The sequence below is a fragment of the Massilia sp. YIM B02443 genome (assembly GCF_030411955.1).
Classification (GTDB): Bacteria; Pseudomonadota; Gammaproteobacteria; order Burkholderiales; family Burkholderiaceae_D; genus Telluria.
The window spans coordinates 86979-105034 of record NZ_JASNRA010000004.1 but is presented as its reverse complement, the minus strand read 5'-3'; the positions used below and the strand labels follow the sequence as shown (position 1 = coordinate 105034).

General features: G+C 68.3%; 15 protein-coding genes. All 15 read left to right on the top strand.

Annotated elements, in window-relative coordinates:
- Positions 1-56: 56 nt before the first annotated feature.
- The 15 genes from QPK27_RS06160 (at position 57) to QPK27_RS06090 (ending at position 18055) form a co-directional block, all read left to right on the top strand.
- On the top strand, positions 57-1049 hold the full coding sequence (locus tag QPK27_RS06160; RefSeq protein ID WP_290417326.1) for a glycosyltransferase: 993 nt from the start codon (positions 57-59) through the stop codon (positions 1047-1049).
- Positions 967-1476, top strand: a complete 510-nt coding sequence (locus tag QPK27_RS06155) for a glycosyltransferase (RefSeq protein ID WP_290417464.1) — start codon at positions 967-969, stop codon at positions 1474-1476. Before QPK27_RS06160 ends, QPK27_RS06155 begins: the two co-directional genes overlap by 83 nt.
- Positions 1458-2741, top strand: a complete 1284-nt coding sequence (locus QPK27_RS06150) for a phenylacetate--CoA ligase family protein (RefSeq protein ID WP_290417325.1) — start codon at positions 1458-1460, stop codon at positions 2739-2741. Before QPK27_RS06155 ends, QPK27_RS06150 begins: the two co-directional genes overlap by 19 nt.
- A gap of 115 nt (positions 2742-2856) precedes the next feature.
- Entirely contained in the window at positions 2857-3978 is a 1122-nt protein-coding gene (locus tag QPK27_RS06145; RefSeq protein ID WP_290417324.1) for a glycosyltransferase family 4 protein, read from the top strand.
- On the top strand, positions 3975-6014 hold the full coding sequence (locus QPK27_RS06140) for an alginate lyase family protein (RefSeq protein WP_290417323.1): 2040 nt from the start codon (positions 3975-3977) through the stop codon (positions 6012-6014). Before QPK27_RS06145 ends, QPK27_RS06140 begins: the two co-directional genes overlap by 4 nt.
- A 31-nt stretch (positions 6015-6045) precedes the next feature.
- On the top strand, positions 6046-7167 hold the full coding sequence (wecB, locus tag QPK27_RS06135; protein WP_290417322.1) for a non-hydrolyzing UDP-N-acetylglucosamine 2-epimerase: 1122 nt from the start codon (positions 6046-6048) through the stop codon (positions 7165-7167).
- Between the two features lie 9 nt (positions 7168-7176).
- Complete coding sequence (locus QPK27_RS06130; protein ID WP_290417321.1) at positions 7177-7923, top strand: WecB/TagA/CpsF family glycosyltransferase; 747 nt, start codon at positions 7177-7179, stop codon at positions 7921-7923.
- Between the two features lie 174 nt (positions 7924-8097).
- On the top strand, positions 8098-9096 hold the full coding sequence (gene galE / locus QPK27_RS06125; RefSeq protein WP_290417320.1) for a UDP-glucose 4-epimerase GalE: 999 nt from the start codon (positions 8098-8100) through the stop codon (positions 9094-9096).
- Positions 9097-9112: 16 nt separating this feature from the next.
- The gene (locus QPK27_RS06120; protein WP_290417319.1) at positions 9113-10285 is read left to right on the top strand and encodes an NDP-sugar synthase; all 1173 of its coding nucleotides are present in this window, start codon (positions 9113-9115) and stop codon (positions 10283-10285) included.
- Complete coding sequence (locus QPK27_RS06115; RefSeq protein ID WP_290417318.1) at positions 10282-11700, top strand: mannose-1-phosphate guanylyltransferase/mannose-6-phosphate isomerase; 1419 nt, start codon at positions 10282-10284, stop codon at positions 11698-11700. Before QPK27_RS06120 ends, QPK27_RS06115 begins: the two co-directional genes overlap by 4 nt.
- Positions 11701-11877: 177 nt before the next feature.
- The gene (locus QPK27_RS06110) at positions 11878-12609 is read left to right on the top strand and encodes a PEP_CTERM-anchored TLD domain-containing protein (protein WP_290417317.1); all 732 of its coding nucleotides are present in this window, start codon (positions 11878-11880) and stop codon (positions 12607-12609) included.
- Between the two features lie 242 nt (positions 12610-12851).
- The gene (locus QPK27_RS06105; RefSeq protein ID WP_290417316.1) at positions 12852-15827 is read left to right on the top strand and encodes an ExeM/NucH family extracellular endonuclease; all 2976 of its coding nucleotides are present in this window, start codon (positions 12852-12854) and stop codon (positions 15825-15827) included.
- A 27-nt stretch (positions 15828-15854) separates the two neighbouring features.
- Positions 15855-16460, top strand: coding sequence for an NF038129 family PEP-CTERM protein (locus QPK27_RS06100; RefSeq protein WP_290417315.1), 606 nt, complete (start codon positions 15855-15857; stop codon positions 16458-16460).
- A 165-nt stretch (positions 16461-16625) separates the two neighbouring features.
- Positions 16626-17324: a winged helix-turn-helix domain-containing protein gene (locus QPK27_RS06095; protein WP_290417314.1), complete on the top strand. Its 699-nt coding sequence runs from the start codon at positions 16626-16628 to the stop codon at positions 17322-17324.
- Positions 17321-18055 (top strand): LuxR C-terminal-related transcriptional regulator, encoded by a 735-nt coding sequence (locus tag QPK27_RS06090; protein WP_290417313.1) that lies wholly within the window; start codon positions 17321-17323, stop codon positions 18053-18055. The genes QPK27_RS06095 and QPK27_RS06090 overlap by 4 nt, the downstream gene beginning before the upstream one ends.
- The last annotated feature ends 1 nt before the right edge of the window (position 18056 follow it).

The window sequence follows — 18056 nt, the reverse complement described above, 5'->3', positions numbered from 1 at the left end:
GGCGACGCGACTAGAATCGGCGGCCCCGATCCCCCAGGTAGCACGCCCGCACACCCATGCCGCCCCGCGAACCGAACGATCCGCCCGCCGCCTTCGAGCCGCCGCGCCCGGCCGCCGGCCGCGCCATCGCGCGCACCATCTTCTACATCGTGCGCGATCCCTTGCCGCCGACCCGGGCCGACCTGGCGACCCTGTTCGGCGCCGAACTGCCGCGCCACGGCATCGGCAGCGAACTGGTGGGGCAGGGCGGCGGCGCCCGCCGTGGCGCCTGCAACGGTGTCTGGCACGGCGGCGGCGTCCACACTGTCGGCAGCCTGGCCGGGCGCGGCGCCAGCCTGCTGTCGCCATTCTGGGATGCGCTCGGCCTGCTGCGGGCCTGGCGTCACGGCGGGCGCGCGCGGCCCGACTGCGTCCAGGTGCGCGACAAGGTCGCTTCCGGCCTGCTGGGACGCGTCGCGGCGGCGCTGTTCGGCGTGCCGTTCACCTACTGGATGTCGTTCCCGATCGTCGAAGGCTACGCGGTGCGGCGCGACGACGTGCGCCGCCACGGCGCGCCGCTGGCCTGGCTGGCGCATGCGCTGCGCGCTTGGGCAGCACGCCTGGTGCTGTACCGGCTGGTGCTGCCGGGCGCGCATCACGTGTTCGTGCAGAGCGCGGCGATGGCCGACTGGCTGGCGGCCCGGGGCGTGCCGCGCGCCCGCATGACGGCGGTGCCGATGGGCGTCGATCCCGGCCAGCTGGCGCGCGCCGCCATCGCGCCGAGCCGCGACCCGCGCCTGGACGGACGGCGCGTGCTGCTGTACCTGGGTCGGGTGGCGCGCTCGCGCCGCTCCGACTTCCTGCTCGACGTCGCCGAAGCCTTGCGGCCGCACGTGCCCGATATGCTGCTGGTGCTGGCCGGCGACGCGCCGTCGCCCGACGAGATGGCCTGGATGCGCGNAAGCCTTGCGGCCGCACGTGCCCGATATGCTGCTGGTGCTGGCCGGCGACGCGCCGTCGCCCGACGAGATGGCCTGGATGCGCGCCGGGATCGCGCGCCGTGGCCTTGACCGCCACGTGCTGCTGACCGGCTGGCTGCCGCAGCGCGCGGCGCTCGGCTATGCGCTGCGCGCCGAGGTCGGCCTGTCGCCGATCCCGCGCGGCACGCTGTTCGACGTCTCTTCGCCGACCAAGCTGGTCGAATACCTGGCGCTCGGCATCCCGAGCGTGGCCAACGATATTCCGGACCAGCAGCAGGTGCTGGCCGAGAGCCGCGCCGGGCTGTGCGTGCCGATGCAGGCGAGCGCTTTCGCGGCGGCGGTGCAGCGCCTGCTGGACGATCCGGTCCTGGCGGCAGAGTGTTCCCAGCGTGGTCCAGCGTACGTAAACAGCCACCGTACCTATGCTATTCTCGGCCGGATAGTTGCAGAAACATATACAAAAATTCTTCCAAGCCGGATGCCTGATGCGGACTCGCGATGTGGACGTATTCCCTGAAACTTTCCCTGCGTTCGCTCGTGCGTGAGCTGGTGCGCAACCTGTGGGGGCGGACGCTGGTGTATCCGGCGCTGGCGCGCAACGAGCGGTCGGCGGACGCACTGAACGCCTACGTGGCGCGCCGCGCCCGGGCGCTGGGTGTGACGGCGCCGGCCGACGCCACCCGGCTCTCGACCGTCGAGTCGGATGCCGGGCTGTTGACCAAGGCCGCGCTGCGGCGCCACCCGGCACGCCACGTGCGTCCGCGCCGTCCCGGCTCGCTCCTGCGCAACACCATCCGCACCAGCGGCACCTCGGGCTCGCCCCTGAGCCTGGTGCAGTCGCTCGGCGCCGTGGTGCGCGAAGAAGGATTCCTGTACCGCCAGCTGCGCTGGATCGGCTGGCGCCCTTACCAGCGCCGCGCCTGGATCCGCGGCGACATCGTCTGCGCGCGCCAGCCGAAGGACGGCCGCTACTGGTGCCGCGACTGGGTCGGCAACGTGCTCATGATGTCGTCCTACCACCTGTCGAACGCCACCATCGGCGCCTATGTCGCGGCCCTGGAGGCTTTCGATCCGGTGGTGATCCACGCCTATCCGTCGTCTGCGGCGGCACTGGCGCACTGGCTGGAGGCGCACGGCCGGCGCTACCGCGGCGCGGCGCTGCGCGGCGTGCTGACCTCGTCCGAGACGCTCGAGCCAAGGGTGCGCGCGGCGATCGGGCGCGCCTTTGGCGTCACCGTGTACGACTGGTATGGCCAGGCCGAGCGGGTGGCGGCGATCGGCACCTGCGAGCAGGGGCGCTACCATTTGCTGAGCGACTATGCGGCGGTGGAGCTGCTGCCCCAGGACGGCGGCAGCGCCGAGCTGGTCGGCACCAGCCTGAACAACGCCGCGATGCCCTTGCAGCGCTACCGCACCGGCGACACGGTAATGACGGCCCGGGAGCGCGCTTGTCCCTGCGGCCGGGTGTTCCCGCTGATCGACGCCGTGATCGGACGCCAGGAGCGCATCGTCACGCTGCCCGACGGGCGCATGGTGGCGCGCCTGGACCGCGTGTTCCAGGGTTTCGATGCGCGCCTGGTCGAGGGCCAGGTGCTGTACCACGGCGGCGCGCGCTTCACGCTGCGGGTGGTGGCCGGGGCCGGCTTCACGGCCGAGGATGAGGCGGCGCTGCGCGCGGCCTTCCTGCTGCGCGTGCCCGGCGTGCAGGTGGCGGTGGCGCGGGTCGATGCGATCGCGCGCGGGCCGAACGGCAAGTTCGAATTCGTCGCGGTGGACGCGTAACAGCGGCGCCAGGGGTGATGACCATGAATCGTGCGCAGATTCTGACAACTGGTCATGTAATATCGAAACATTGCCCCTTTTATATGGCCGTTTCTGTCTTGACAAGGATGCCGCCATGCTGCGCCGCATGAGCGGCGCGCCGCGGGTGCTGATGGTCGGCACCGCCCTCGACGGACGCGGCGGCGTGGCAGCCGCCATCGGCGTGCTGCGCGCGGCCGGGCTGTTCGAGCGCGAAGGCGTGGCCTACGTCGCCACCCACGCCGGCGGCGCGCGCCGCGCCAAGCTGGCCAGCGCCGGGCGCGGCCTGTGGCGTGCGGCGCGCCTGTGCCTGCGGCCCGGCGCGGGCCGGCGGCCGGCCATCGTGCACGTGCACGCCGCCTCGCATGCCAGCTTCGTGCGCAAGTCGCTGGTTCTGCTGCTGGGCCGGCTGGCGGGGGCGCACACGATTTTCCACCTGCACGGCGGCGGCTTTCGCCGCTTCGCGCAGGACGAGGCGGGACCGCTGCTGCGGCGCTGGATCCGCCACACGCTGGAGGCGAGCTCGCGCGTGATCGCGCTGTCCGGCGCCTGGGCCGGCTTCGTGCGCGAGTTCGCGCCGCGTGCGCGGGTGGAGGTGGTGCCGAACGCGGTGCCGCTGCCCGCGCTCGCGGACGCGCGGCCGGCGCCGGGGTCGGAACCGGAAGCGGGCCGCATTCTGTTCCTTGGCCGCGTGACGCCGGCCAAGGGTGTGGGAGAACTATTGGAAGCCGCGGCGGCGCTGGCGCCGCACCATCCGCAGCTGCGCCTGGTGCTGGCGGGCGAGGGCAGCATCGGGGACATCGGCTGGGCGCGGCGCCGCGCGGGCGAACTCGGCATCGCAAGCCGCGTGGAGTGGCCTGGCTGGCTCGACGGCGCGGCGCGCGATGCCGAGCTGGCGCGCGCCTGGCTGTTCTGCCTGCCGTCGCACGCCGAAGGCTTGCCGATGGCGATGCTGGAAGCGATGGCGGCCGGCTGCCCGGTGGTGGCCAGCCGGGTGGGCGGGATTCCGGAAGCGGTGCGTGACGGCGTCGACGGCCTGCTGGTCGACGCGGGCGACGCGCCTGCGCTGGCGCGCACGCTGGGCCGCGTCCTGGACGAGCCTGCGCTGCGCCGGAAGCTGGCGCAGGCCGGGCGCCAACGCATAGAACTGAAGTATTCGACGGACATCGTATGCGGCCGCCTGGCCGCGATCTATCAACAATTGGTGGGGGCAAGATGAGCGCAACAGTACGCATGGTGTGGCTGGTCAACCGGCTGCGCTGCATGTCGGTCGCGGAACTGGGTTACCGCGTGCGGCAGGCGGCGGCGGTCCGGATGGGCCGCCGCATGGCAGGGCGCGCCGGCCGCGCCCCGGCGCCATTGCCGCGCGCATTGACGCTGGGTGTGCACGGCGCGCCGGCGCTCGACCCCGCCGAGCTCGAGGCGCTGCTGCTGGATGCCGAGCACATCTGCGCCGGCCACGTGGTGCTGTTCGCCGAGCGCCGCTTCGACGTCGGCGTGCCCACCGCCTGGAACCGCGACCCCGAGACCGGCGTCACCGGGCCATCGATCTATTACGGCGACATCGACGTCGCCGACCGCGAGCTGGTGGGCGACATCAAGCACGTGTGGGAACTGAACCGCCACCTGCACCTGGTGCGCCTGGCCCAGGCCTGGGCCGCGACGCAGGACGTGCGCTGGCTGCACGCGCTCGAGCAGAACCTGCGCAGCTGGCTCGACGCCTGCCCGCCGCTGACCGGTCCCAACTGGACCAGCCCGCTCGAACTGGGCATCCGCCTGGTCAACTGGAGCTTGATCTGGCAATTGACCGGTGGCGAGAACAGCGCCCTGTTCAGCGGCGAGGCCGGCAGCAGGCTGCGCGCCGACTGGCTGGACAGCATCCATGCCCATTGCCGCACGGTCGCGCGCCACCTGTCGCGCCATTCCTCGGCCAACAACCACCTGATCGGCGAACTGTCGGGCCTGTACGTGGGCGCGGTCACCTGGCCGTGCTGGAAGGAGTCCGGCGACTGGCAGACCCTGGCCCAGCGCGAGCTGGAGCAGGAAGCCCAGGCCCAGTTCTCGCGCGACGGCGTCAACCGCGAGCAGGCCTTCGGCTACCACCTGTTCTCGTGCGAATTCCTGTTCTTCGCCGGCCTGCTCGGCGAAGCGGCCGGCCAGGCCGGCGGCGGTCCGCGCGGCGAGCGCCGCGCCGGACCGCGCAGCAAGCCGTTTTCGCGCGCCTACTGGGCCGTGCTGCAGCGCGCGCTGCGCTTCCTGCGCTCGGCGCGCGACGCCGGCGGCAACCTGCCGACCGTGGGCGACGCCGACGACGGCTGCGTGTTCCGCCTGAGCGCGCGCAGCAGTGAGAACAGCAGCGCCCACCTGGGCGAGCGCGCCGCCAAGCTGCTGGCGCTGGGCGACACCGTGTTCGGCGGCCAGCCCGACAACCATCCCGGCGTGCGCTGGCTGCTGCACGCGCTGCCGGGCGGGCGGCCGGACGCCGATCCGCACGAGATCGAGACCGGCTGGGCCTTTCCGGACGGCGGCTACTTCCTGTTCGGCAACCATTTCGGGGAGCGGAACGAGATCAAGGGCATGCTCGATTGCGGCCCGCTCGGCTACCTCGGCATCGCCGCCCACGGCCACGCCGACGCGCTGGCGTTGACCCTTTCCATCGCCGGCGAACAGTGTCTGATCGACCCCGGCACCTATTCCTACTGGCAGCAGCGCAAGTGGCGTGACTATTTCCGCGGCACCTCCGCCCACAACACCGTGCGCATCGACGGCCTCGACCAGTCGGTGTCGGGTGGACGCTTCATGTGGCTGCGCAAGGCGCGCGCCAGCATCGAGCGGATGCCGGCCTCCAGCCACGAATTCGACTTCCGCGGCTCGCACGACGGCTATGGGCGCCTGCCGGACCCGGTGCGCCACGTGCGCGGCGTGCGTTTCGACGGCGCCACCAATACCCTGGTCGTGCGCGACGAGATCTCGGCACGCAAGCAGCACAAGGTCGAGCAGTTCTGGCACTTCGCGCCCGAACTCGACGTGCGCCTGTCGAGCCAGGGGCTGTCGGTACGCGGCCAGCGCTTCGTGCTGCAGCTGCAGGCCAGCGGCGCGGATTTGCAGCTGGAACTGGTGCGCGGGGCCGAGAATCCGCCCCTCGGCTGGGTTTCGCGTGCCTACGAATCGAAGCAGCCCTGCGAGGTATTACGTATCACTTCCGTATCGTCCGCCGTCCCCATCGAATGCCGGATTACAATAACGTTTATTTAATAACAAAAAATTATCAAAGGGAAAGTCCTCCATGCTGATTTACCTCGTCGCCGGCGCCCGTCCCAACTTCATGAAGATTGCGCCGATCGTGCGCGCCCTGGGACAACAGGAGCTGCTGCGCTTCAAGATCATCCACACCGGCCAGCACTATGACCGCGAGATGAATGACGTGTTCTTCGAAGAACTGGGCATCCCGCAACCGGACGTCTTCATGGCGGCTGGCGGCGGCAGCCATGCCCAGCAGACCGCCAAGATCATGGTGGCTTTCGAGGAACTGTGCGTCGCCGAGCCGCCGGCCGCCGTGCTGGTGGTGGGCGACGTCAATTCCACGCTGGCCTGCTCGATCGTGGCCAAGAAACTGAACATCCCGGTGGCCCACGTCGAGGCCGGCCTGCGCAGCGGCGACATGGCGATGCCGGAAGAAATCAACCGCCTGGTGACCGACGCCATCACCGACTGGTTCTTCGTCACCGAACCGTCGGCGGTGGAACACCTGCGGCGCGAGGGCAAGGCCGAGTCCGCCGTGCATTACGTCGGCCACGTGATGGTCGACAACGTGCTGTACCAGGCCGATAAATTGACCCGCGCCGACACCTCCGGCTTCGAGACCGCCGCCTTCAAGGCAGCCCAGGCCGGCGGACGCTACGGCGTGGTGACGCTGCACCGTCCGAGCAACGTCGACGATGCCGCCACCTTTACCCGCATTGCCGGCGCACTGAAGGAAATTTCGGGCGAGTTGCCGCTGATCTTCCCGGTGCACCCGCGCACCCGCGCCAACCTGGAAAAGTTCGGCATCGACCTGGGCCCGAACATCACCCTGGCCGGGCCGCAGGCCTATATGGCCTTCCTCAACCTGTGGAAGGACGCGGCAGTGGTGCTGACCGACAGTGGCGGCCTGCAGGAAGAAACCACCGCGCTGGGCGTGCCGTGCGTGACGATCCGCGAGAACACCGAGCGTCCGGTCACGGTCGACGAAGGCTCGAATGTGCTGGCCGGCACCGACCCTGCGGCAATCCTGCGCGAAGCGCGCAAGGTCCTGGCTGGCCAGGGCAAGCAGGGCCGCCGTCCGCATCTGTGGGACGGCAAGGCGGCCGAGCGCATCGTCGCGATCCTGGCAAACGAGCTGGCCAAGCCGGTCGCGAAGGCCGCATAAGGAAACCACATGAACCAGCGCATCACCATGATGGGCTGCGGGATCGACAACCTGTCGATGGAGGAGACCCTGGCCCGGGTCGAGGAGTTCATCCGCTCCGGGCGCCCGCACCAGCACGTGGTGGTGAACGTGGACAAGCTGGTCAAGGCCAGCCGCGATCCGGCCCTGCGCCGCATCGTCAATGCATGCGACCTGGTCAGCGCCGACGGCATGCCGGTGGTGTGGGCCTCGCGCCTGCTGGGCAGGCCGCTCAAGGAAAGGGTGGCCGGGATCGACCTGTTCGAGGCGCTGATGCGGCGCGCGGGCGAGCGCGGCTGGCGCGTGTTTCTGCTCGGGGCGCAGGACGCGGTGGTGGGGACGGTGGCGGCGATCTACCGCGAGCGCTATCCCGGCCTGCAGCTGGCCGGCTGGCGCGACGGCTACTGGCAGGGCGAGCAGGAAGAAGCGGCGGTGGCGCGGGTGATCGCCGAGAGCGGCGCCGACCTGTTGTTCGTGGCGATCTCTTCGCCGAAGAAGGAACAGTTTTTAGGAAAGTACCAGGCCGCGATGCGGGTGCCGTTTGCGATGGGCGTGGGTGGCACTTTCGACGTCGCCAGCGGCCGCGTGCGGCGCGCACCAGGGTGGATGCAGCGCGCCGGACTGGAATGGTTCTGGCGCTTCCTGCAGGAGCCGCGCCGCATGTTCCGGCGTTACTTCATCGACGACATGGTGTTTCTGTGGCTGTTGATCAAGGAAGCGGCGCGGGGCAGGACGTGAAGCAGGACCAGGTACGACAAGGATAAACACAGGGATCACGGTGGCCGCAGAAGCCGCCTCATAACAAAAAAAATGCAGGCATGAACAGCATGGCCGCCGGGCCGACGCGACGCAAGGCGCGCCGGATCGGCCAGGAGCGGCCTCGTCAACATCAACATTCAGAGAGCGTAAGACATGAAGATTCTGGTTACTGGCGGAGTGGGTTACATCGGCTCGCATACCGTCGTCGAACTGCAGAACGCCGGGCACGACGTGGTCGTGGTCGATAACCTGTCCAACGCCCAACAGTCGGTGTGCGACCGCGTCAAGCAGATCACCGGCAAGGGCTTCGCCTTTGTCGAAGCCGACATCCGCGACCGCGCCGCGATGGAAGCCGCGTTCGCCGAGCACAAGCCCGAGGCGGTGATCCACTTCGCCGGGCTGAAGGCGGTGGGCGAATCGGTGGCCCAGCCGCTGCGCTACTACGACAACAACGTCTCGGGCAGCGTGGTGCTGTTTGAAACGATGGCCAAGTTCGGCTGCAAATCGCTGGTGTTCTCGTCCTCGGCCACCGTGTACGGCGACCCGGCCTCGGTGCCGATCCGCGAAGACTTCCCGCTTGCCGCGACCAATCCCTACGGCCGCAGCAAGCTGATGATCGAAGACATCCTGCGCGACCTGGCCAAGGCCGAGCCCGACTGGCGCATCGCGCTGCTGCGCTACTTCAATCCGGTCGGCGCCCACGAGAGCGGCCTGATCGGCGAAGAGCCGAGCGGCATCCCCAACAACCTGGTGCCCTACATCGCCCAGGTCGCCAACGGCCAGCGCGACAAGCTGTCCGTGTTCGGCGGCGACTACGACACCCCGGACGGCACCGGCCTGCGCGACTACATCCACGTGGTCGACCTGGCGATCGGCCACGTCAAGACCCTCGACCGCCTGCAGAAAGAACCGGGCATCGTCACCTACAACCTCGGCACTGGCCGTGGCAACAGCGTGCTGGAAATGGTGCGCGCTTTCGAACAAGCCAGCGGCAAGAAGATCGCCTACCAGATCGTCGAGCGCCGCCCCGGCGACGTGGCCAAGTGCTACGCCGATCCGGCCAAGGCCACCACGGAACTGGGCTGGTCTGCCCAGCGTGATGTCGCTCAAATGTGCGCCGACGTATGGCGCTACCAAACCACAGCCAAATAACCCAAAGGATAGTCTAATGAAAGCCATGATTCTCGCTGCAGGCAAGGGCACACGCGTCCGTCCGTTGACCTATGACCTGCCAAAACCCATGATCCCGCTGCTGGGCAAACCCGTGATGGCCTACCTGGTCGAACACCTCAAGAAGCACGGCGTGTCCGAAATCATGGTCAACGTCAGCTGGCTGCACGAAAAGATCGAGGAATACTTCGGTGAAGGCGAGCAGTTCGGCGTCCAGATCGGCTACTCGTTCGAAGGCTATACCAAGGACGACGGCGAAATCGTGCCCGAGCCGATCGGTTCGGCCGGCGGCATGAAGAAGATCCAGGAATTCGGCGGCTTCTTCGACGACACCACCGTGGTGCTGTGCGGCGACGCCCTGATCGACCTGGATCTGAAGGCAGCGCTGCTGGAACACCGCCGCACCGGCGCCATGGCCACCGTCATCACCAAGGAAGTGCCATGGGATAAGGTCTCGTCGTACGGCGTGGTCGTCACCGACGAGCAGGGCCGCATCACCGAATTCCAGGAAAAGCCGAGCCAGGAAGAAGCCAAGTCCAACTTCATTTCCACCGGCATCTACATCTTCGAGCCGGAAGTCATCGACCTGATCCCGCCGGGCCAGGTGTTCGACATCGGTTCCGACCTGTTCCCGCTGCTGGCCGAGCGCGGCCTGCCGTTCTACGCCCAGGGCCGGCCGTTCAACTGGCTCGACATCGGCACCATGAGCGACTACTGGGAAGTGCTGCAAGACGTGCTGATGGGCGAAGTCAGCCACATGGACGTGCCGGGCACCCAGATCAAGCCGGGCGTGTGGGTCGGCCTGAACACCAGCATCGACTGGGAAGGCACGACCATCGAAGGCCCGGTGTACATCGGCTCCAACGTCAAGATCGAAGCCGGCGCCCGCATCGTCGGCCCGACCTGGATCGGCCACGGCAGCCACATCTGCGAAGGCGCCGAGATCGTGCGCAGCGTGCTGTTCGAGTACACGCGGGTGTTGCACGATGTAACATTAAATGAAATGATTGTCTTTAAGGAATATAGTGTCGACCGTAAAGGCGAAATGAAGCACGCGTCCGAGTACTCTTCCGAAGAGTGGCTCAACGCGCGCGACCGTCGCCGTTCGCGCCGCAAGGCCGCTTCGGTCGAGAATAATAACGAGCTAGTGAAAGAGAAAGTCAGCGCATGAAGATCTATCCAGTCATCCTCTCCGGCGGCGCCGGCACCCGTTTGTGGCCGCTGTCGCGCGCTGTCTTGCCGAAGCAGTTGCTGCCGCTGGTTGCCGACAAAACCATGCTGCAAGAAACTGCCTTGCGCGTGGCCGGCTGGCCGGGGTTGATGGCGCCCCTGGTGGTCTGCGGTAACGACCACCGCTTCATGGTGGCCGAGCAGCTGCGCGAAGTCGGCATCACGCCGCTCGGCATCCTGCTCGAGCCGGTCGGCCGCAACACTGCCCCGGCGGTGGCGGCAGCCGCCCACCACCTGAAGGCGATCGACCCGGAAGCGATCATGCTGGTGCTGCCGGCCGATCACGTGATCGAGAACGGCGCGGCCTTCCGCGAAGCGGTCGAGCGTGCCACCAGGCTGGTGCAGCAGGGCGCGCTGGCCACCTTCGGCATCGTGCCCAAGACCCCGGAAACCGGCTACGGCTACATCCGCCGCGGCGAGCAGGTGGCCGAGTGCGGCGAATGCTACAAGGTCGACCGCTTCGTCGAGAAGCCGGACGCGGCCACCGCCGAAGGCTTCCTGGCCGAAGGCGGCTATTACTGGAACAGCGGCATGTTCATGTTCCACGCCAGCCGCTACCTGACCGAGCTGGAACAGCACGCACCGGCGATCGCCGGCGCCGCCATCCAGGCCATGCAGGCGGCCTACCGCGACCTCGATTTCTGCCGCCTGGACGAAGCCGCATTCTCGGCTTGCCCGTCGGACTCGATCGACTACGCGGTGATGGAACACACCCGCGACGCCGCCGTGGTGCCGGCCGATATCGGCTGGAACGACGTCGGTTCGTGGTCGGCGCTGTGGGAAGTGCAGGCCAAGGACGGCGACGGCAACGCCCGCCGCGGCGACGTGTATCTCGACAACGTCAAGAACTCGCTGGTGCGCGCCGAAAGCCGCATCGTGGCCGTGGTCGGCGTCGAAGACATCGTCGTGGTCGAGACCCAGGATGCGGTGCTGGTCACCCACAAGAACCAGGTGCAGCGCGTCAAGCAGGTGGTCGAGCACCTGAAGTCGAAGGAGCGCACCGAGCACCTGCACCACACCCGCGTGTACCGTCCATGGGGCCACTATGAAGGCATCGATGCGGGCGACCGTTTCCAGGTCAAGCGCATCACGGTCAAGCCGGGCGAGAAGCTGTCGCTGCAGATGCACCATCACCGCGCCGAGCACTGGGTCGTGGTGTCGGGCACCGCGCGCGTGACCTGCGGCGACAAGGTCAGCCTGCTGTCCGAGAACGAGTCGACCTACATCCCGATCGGCATGAACCACCGCCTGGAAAACCCGGGCAAGCTGCCGCTGCACATCATCGAGGTGCAGTCGGGCAGTTACCTGGGCGAAGACGACATCGTGCGTTTCGAGGACATCTACAAGCGGGCTTGATGCCAGCGTGAAGTTCCCGCCAACGGCCGCGCAAGCGGCCGTTTTTCGTTGTTGCGGCCCTCGCGTTGATGCGGCAAATTCCTGCAGTAAGTATCCACTTCACAGGCTTCAACCGTGCGGACCAGGGGGCGATCGTGTCATACAATGCACCGTCGAGGAACCAGCGAGGGGACAGTCATGAAACCGATCGTCGCGGCAGGCCTCGTGTCCGCCGTCCTTGGTGGCTGGACACCACACGCGCTGGCGCAAGCCCAGCCAGATCCGCTACTGGACCCGATCCTGTACGGCCAGCTCGAACGCTGGCTCGGGGCCGGTCCGCTCTACCTGCAGAATGTCTACACCTGGGAAGAGGGCGACAATTCGCGCGACTTCCACGCGGCGGCCGACGAGCGCGGCAGCACGTTTACCCTGATGCGCGTCAGTAATGAAGGCGGCAGCTGGCTGGTGGGCGGCTACAACCCACTGAGCTGGTCGTCCACGGACGGCTGGCACGAGTCGCGCTTCGACTGGCAGCGCACCGCCTTCGTCTTCAACTACACCGATCCGGCGCTCTACCGCCAGGTGCTGAGCGACCACATCCTGCCCAGCCAGGGCCTGCGCCAGACCTACAACGCGCCCGACCACGGTCCAACCTTCGGCGCCGGTCCCGACCTGCTGGTCAACGACCGCCTGGACACCGCGATCTCGTGGCAGCTGACCTATGGCGACCCCGATTTCGAAGGGCGCAGCATCATCGACGGCAGCTATGGCGGGCAGTACATGCAATTGGACGCGATGGAGCTGTATTCGATCTCGCTGGTGCCCGAACCGGGCGAGCGGGCGCTGCTGCTGGGCGGACTCGCCGGCCTCGGCGCGCTGGCCTGGCTGGCGCGGCGCAGGCAGCCTGCCGTGATGGCGGCCGCGGCCTGACTCGGGCTGGCGACAACGCCGGCGCGGCGGGGGGAGCGCGCGCGCCGGCGTCGTTTTTGCGCACGTCCGGGCGCGCTGCGCGGCTGTCGCATGCGCAGTTCCCATGCCTTGTTTTGCAAATACGCGACGATTAGTTCGTATGGACTAATTGCTAGTCATCATGTTGTCAATTTGCGCATCTACTATCCAAATTGCTAACGAAAGCAGCGTCTTTGTCTTGCATGACAACTAACAGGGAACCCATGACCACCTTCGCATCCTTTATGCCACGGCGCACGCTGCTGGCAACCCTGCTCGCCGGCTTTGCCGCGAGCGCCGCCGCCGCGCCCGGCGACGTCGTCATCAGCCAGCTGTACGCCCACTCGAACAATGGCGGCGGCCAGTGGAGCCACGATTTCGTCGAACTGTTCAACCGCAGCGGCGCGCCGGTCAGCCTGGACGGCATGAGCCTGCAGTACCAGTCCGCCGGCGGCAGCAGCTGGAGCACCGTCGCGCCGCTGCCGGACGTGACGCTGCAGCCGGGCCAGTATTTCCTGTTTGTCGGCAAGACCGGCACCAACAGCGGCGCCGCATCGGTGGGCGAAGGCGACGCCACCAACAACGCGCTGGACATGGCCGGCGCCGGCGGCAAGGTGGCGCTGGCGCGCAGCCGCAGCGCACTGCCGGGGACGGGCGGCGCCAACGTGGTCGACCTGGTCGGCTACGGCAGCGCCAACCTGTACGAAGGCGCGGTCGCACCGGCGCCGTCGACGGTCAATGCCCTGCAGCGCGCGGCGCTCGGCTGCCAGGACACCGACAACAACCGCGACGATTTCAGCAGCGCGCCGGTGAACGGCCCACGCCGCACCAGCTCGCCCCTTCAAACCTGCGACGGCGGCCCGGTGGTGCAGCCGATCGTGCTGACCTGCCCGGCAAGCATCCAGGTGACGCCGGGCAGCGCCACGGGCGCGCCCCTGTCGGCGGTCGACCGCGACAGCATCGTCACCCGCGCCGCCATCGTGGCCGGCGCCAACCAGAACATCATCCTGGCCGGCTTCACCCCGGCGGCCGCGATCGGCGGCCAGGCCGAGGCGCGTCTCGAGATCGGCGCGGGCTTGGCCGGCGGGCGCTATCCGGTGCAGGTCGAGTTCGGCAACGACGACGGCCAGACCGAAACCTGCACGGTGATCGTCAGCGTCGCCGGCGAGCTGACCATTGCGCAGATCCAGGGTTCGGGCGCCACCAGCGCCTATGCCAACACCGTGCAGAGCACGCGCGGCGTGGTCACCGGCCGCGTCGGCAGCGGCTTCTTCATCCAGGACGTGAATGGCGACGGCGACCCGTCGACCTCGGACGGCATCTTCGTCTACAACTCCACCTTCGCCGCCGCGATCGGCGACCTGGTGCGCGTGACCGGCACCGTCATCGAATACCGTCCAACCGGCGCCCCGCGCAGCTACACCGAATTCAGCAACGTGACGAGCGTCGAGCGCCTCGGCGCCGGTCCGGCCATCGCGCCGACCAATATCGAACTGCCGAACGCCGACCTGGCGCGCTACGAGGGCATGCTGGTGCGCTTCACCTCGCCGCTGACCGTCAACGGCAACCGCAACCTGGGCGACCGCGGCGAGCTGATCATGTCGCACGGCCGCCGCGAAGTGCCGACCAACCGCTACGCCGCCGGTTCCCCTGAGGCGCTGGCGCTGCACCGCGAGAACGAAAATAACCAGATCGTGCTCGACGACGGCATCTTCGTGGCCCCGGCCACCATTCCTTACCTGGACGAGCAGGGCACCCGCCGCACCGGCGACGTGGTGCATGACCTGACCGGCGTGCTCGACTACGGCGCCTGGGGCGGCGGCGGCGCCGGCTTCAAGCTGCAGCCGACCGTGGCGCCGGTGTTCGTCGGCGGTAACGAGCGCACCCCGGCGCCGACGCTGCCCGCCGGGATCAAGGTCGCCAGCGCCAACGTCCTGAACTTCTTCACCACCTTCACCGATGGCCGCGACGCCTGGGGCCGCAGCGGCCAGGGCTGCACGGTCGGCAACAGCACCACGGCCGGCAATTGCCGCGGCGCCGACAACACGGCCGAGTTCGTGCGCCAGCGCGACAAGATCGTGCTGTCGCTGACCCAGCTCGACGCCGACGTGGTCGGCCTGATGGAAATCCAGAACAACGGCGACACCGCGGTCTCTTACCTGGTCGAGCAGCTCAACGCGGCTACCCGTCCGGGCACCTATGCCGTGGTGCCGCGACCGGCCGCGCTCGGCACCGACGCGATCCGGGTGGCGATGATCTACAAGCCGGCGTCGCTCTCGCTGAGCGGCGGCGCGCTGTCGGACGCCGACGGCATCAACAACCGTCCGCCGATGGCCCAGACCTTCAAGGCGAATAATGGCGCCAAGTTCTCGGTGATCGTCAATCACCTGAAGTCGAAGGGCGGCTGCGGCGGCGCCGGCCCCGGCGACACCGATCCGGGCAACGGCGAAGGCTGCTGGGACCGCACCCGCACCGAGCAGGCCGCGCGCCTGACGAACCACTTCATCCCGCAGGTGACGGCCGCCGCGGGCGACCCGGACGTGCTGGTGATCGGCGACCTGAATTCGTACGCGATGGAAAACCCGATCGCGCACCTGAAGCAGAGCGGCATGGTCGACCTGCTCGAGCGCTTCGTGCGTCCGCAAGGCATGCCGTACTCCTATGTGTTCGACGGCCTGTCGGGCTACCTCGACCACGCGCTGGCCAGCAGCTCGCTGGCGCCGCAGGTGCTGGGCGCGGCCGAATGGCACAGCAATGCCGACGAGCCGGAGACCATCGACTACAACCTGAACGATACCCAGCAGGATCCGTATCGCCGCAACGCCTACCGCGCGTCGGACCACGACCCGCTGGTGGTGAGCCTGAACCTGGCCCCGGCCTGGTCCGACGTCACCGGCTCGGTGCAGATCGCGGTCAGCGGCATGACCTTCAACCGCGCCAGCGGCAAGTACAGCGGCAACGTGACCATCACCAACACCGGCAGCAGCGTGCTCACCGGTCCGCTCCAGATCGTGCTGCAGGGCTTGCCTGAAGGCGTGACGCTGGACAACCGCAGCGGCTTGCAGGGCGGCGCGCCGTACCTGACCCTGCCGCAAGCGGGCATCGCGCCGGGCGCCAGCGTCACCGTCGGCACCACCTTCACCAATCCCGCCAAGCGCAGCATCGGCTACACGCCGCAGCTCGTGTCGGGTTCTTTCTAAGCCAGCTTCGTTTATAGGATGACCAGCATGTTCAATATCAAAAACCTGTTCCTGCGCGCGCTGCTGGCGCTGTCGATTGCCGTCGGCGCGCCTGCCGCGATGGCCGGTCCCGTGTACAGCGTCTCGATCGATACCAGCTCGCTGGCCGGGACCAGCGGCCTGCTCGACCTGATGTTCCTGGGACCCGAGACGCCGAATCCCACCTTCGCCCGCATCAGCAACTTCAGTGGCGATTTCTTCGGCGAACCGATTCCCGAGGGGGATGTCGTCGGCAACATCGCCAGCGGGGTGGTGATGGGCAATCGCACCGGTTACAACGTCTTCGACCAGATGGTGCGCTTCGGCGGCCTGCTCAGCTTTGACGTCAGCTTCGAGACCGAGTACGAGCTGATCGGTACCACGCTGAGCCTGGCGCTGCTCGACATGGACTTCAACTACCTGGGCGCGGATGCGCACCTGCTGGCGATCGACGTGGTAGCCAACGCCCCGGCCACGATCGACGTGCTGGCCCCTGGTTTGGTGTCGGTGGCCGAGCTGCCGGCGGCCGAAGTGCCGGAGCCGCGCGACTGGCTGCTGGTCGCTACCGGCCTGGTCCTGCTTGGCGCCACCCGCCGCCTGCAGCAGCGCGGCTGATCCGCCGGTTTCCTACCGATCGAAGCCACATCGGGCGCAAGCCCGGTGTGGCGTTATTTATATGAAAATCGTCTGAAGTTATTAAGGAAATGATATTTATCAAGCGTTGAAGCATGCGGCATAGTTGGAGTATTGTCTCGCAGACATTACGCCAACAGCGATCCCATGCCAGCCCAGGTCCTCGTGGTCGATCCTGACCTCTCCACCCAGCAACTGCTGGCGCAGAACTTCGGCCATGCAGGCCACCTCGTCGATTGCTGTGCCGACGCCGAATCGGCGCTGGCCCTGATTCAAGTCCGCCTGCCCGACCTGCTGTTGCTCGAATGGGAATTGAGCGGGCAGAGCGGCGAAGCGCTGCTGCGCCGGCTGCGCGGCTGTCCGCGCACGCGCGCGCTGCCGATCATCATGCTGACCGCGCGCGCCGCCGAGCCGGACAAGGTGCTGGCGCTCGAGTCCGGCGCCGACGACTACGTCACCAAACCGTTCAGCCCGCGCGAACTGCTGGCACGCACTGGGGCCGTGCTGCGCCGCCTGGCGCCACCCGCGGGCGAGGCGATCGAGCTGGCCGGCCTGCACGTCGATCCGGGCACGCGCCGGGTCAGCGCCGGCGCGCGCCAGATCGCGCTCGGCGCGGTCGAATTCCGCCTGCTCGAATTCCTGATGCGGCACCCGGAACGGGTCCATAGCCGGCCGCAACTGCTGGACCGGGTCTGGGGTCGCCATGCGGTGCTGGACGAGCGTACCGTCGACGCCCACGTCGGCCGCCTGCGCCAGGCCTTGCTGCCGAGCGGACGCCACGCCCACATCCAGACCGTGCGCGGGGCCGGCTACCGCTTCGCCGCCGCTGCCCAGGCGCGCGCATGACCATCCTCACCCGGGCCGAGCAGGAATACCTGCTGCGCACGATCGAGTCGGGCATGGCGCTGCTCGACCGCCGTCAATTGTTCCTGTGGGCGCAGGGCCCGTTGCAGGCATTGCTGCCGCACGACGTACTGCTGTGCATCGGCCTGGACGGGAGCGGCCGCGTGCTGCGGGTCGAGTGCCTGCACCGGGCGGTGCTGGATGCGGCTGCGCTCGAGCGGCTGACGCAGGAGCTGGCGCCGGCACTGGCGCAGGCCTGGCGCGCGGGACCGCCGGCGCCGCTGGTGCTGGATGGGGAGGAGGGGGATGGGGCGACGGCGTACGCTGCGCTCTTGCGTTCAGGCGGGTGCGAGCATGCGCTGGTGCACGGCTGCGTGCCGCTGGCCGGGCCCGCCGGTGTGTTCGTGCTGCTCGGCATGCCTTCGCGTCCGGAAGCGCGGCACGGTTATTTCCTGCAATTGCTGCTGCCCTACCTGCACCTGGCCTTGTTGCGGCTGCCCGCGCCGGCGACGCTGGCGGCAGCGGCCACCGCGGTCCCGGCACGGGCCCTGTCCGCGCGCGAGCGGGCGATCCTGGAAAGGATCCGCGACGGCCGCACCAACGAAGAGGTGGCGTTGCAACTGGGGATCAGCGCGCTGACCGTCAAGAACCATCTGCAGCGGGTCTACCGCGTGCTGGGCGTCGGCAACCGCGCGCACGCGGTGGCGCGCTGTCTGGCGCTGCGCCTGCTGTAAC

What these genes read in the sequence shown, in the direction of transcription:
- QPK27_RS06155 (WP_290417464.1), top strand. Translation starts at nt 967, where the DNA reads ATGCTGCTGGTGCTGGCCGGCGACGCGCCGTCGCCCGACGAGATGGCC.
- QPK27_RS06150 (WP_290417325.1), top strand. Translation starts at nt 1,458, where the DNA reads ATGTGGACGTATTCCCTGAAACTTTCCCTGCGTTCGCTCGTGCGTGAG.
- QPK27_RS06145 (WP_290417324.1), top strand. Translation starts at nt 2,857, where the DNA reads ATGCTGCGCCGCATGAGCGGCGCGCCGCGGGTGCTGATGGTCGGCACC.
- QPK27_RS06140 (WP_290417323.1), top strand. Translation starts at nt 3,975, where the DNA reads ATGAGCGCAACAGTACGCATGGTGTGGCTGGTCAACCGGCTGCGCTGC.
- wecB (WP_290417322.1), top strand. Translation starts at nt 6,046, where the DNA reads ATGCTGATTTACCTCGTCGCCGGCGCCCGTCCCAACTTCATGAAGATT.
- QPK27_RS06130 (WP_290417321.1), top strand. Translation starts at nt 7,177, where the DNA reads ATGAACCAGCGCATCACCATGATGGGCTGCGGGATCGACAACCTGTCG.
- galE (WP_290417320.1), top strand. Translation starts at nt 8,098, where the DNA reads ATGAAGATTCTGGTTACTGGCGGAGTGGGTTACATCGGCTCGCATACC.
- QPK27_RS06120 (WP_290417319.1), top strand. Translation starts at nt 9,113, where the DNA reads ATGAAAGCCATGATTCTCGCTGCAGGCAAGGGCACACGCGTCCGTCCG.
- QPK27_RS06115 (WP_290417318.1), top strand. Translation starts at nt 10,282, where the DNA reads ATGAAGATCTATCCAGTCATCCTCTCCGGCGGCGCCGGCACCCGTTTG.
- QPK27_RS06110 (WP_290417317.1), top strand. Translation starts at nt 11,878, where the DNA reads ATGAAACCGATCGTCGCGGCAGGCCTCGTGTCCGCCGTCCTTGGTGGC.
- QPK27_RS06105 (WP_290417316.1), top strand. Translation starts at nt 12,852, where the DNA reads ATGACCACCTTCGCATCCTTTATGCCACGGCGCACGCTGCTGGCAACC.
- QPK27_RS06100 (WP_290417315.1), top strand. Translation starts at nt 15,855, where the DNA reads ATGTTCAATATCAAAAACCTGTTCCTGCGCGCGCTGCTGGCGCTGTCG.
- QPK27_RS06095 (WP_290417314.1), top strand. Translation starts at nt 16,626, where the DNA reads ATGCCAGCCCAGGTCCTCGTGGTCGATCCTGACCTCTCCACCCAGCAA.
- QPK27_RS06090 (WP_290417313.1), top strand. Translation starts at nt 17,321, where the DNA reads ATGACCATCCTCACCCGGGCCGAGCAGGAATACCTGCTGCGCACGATC.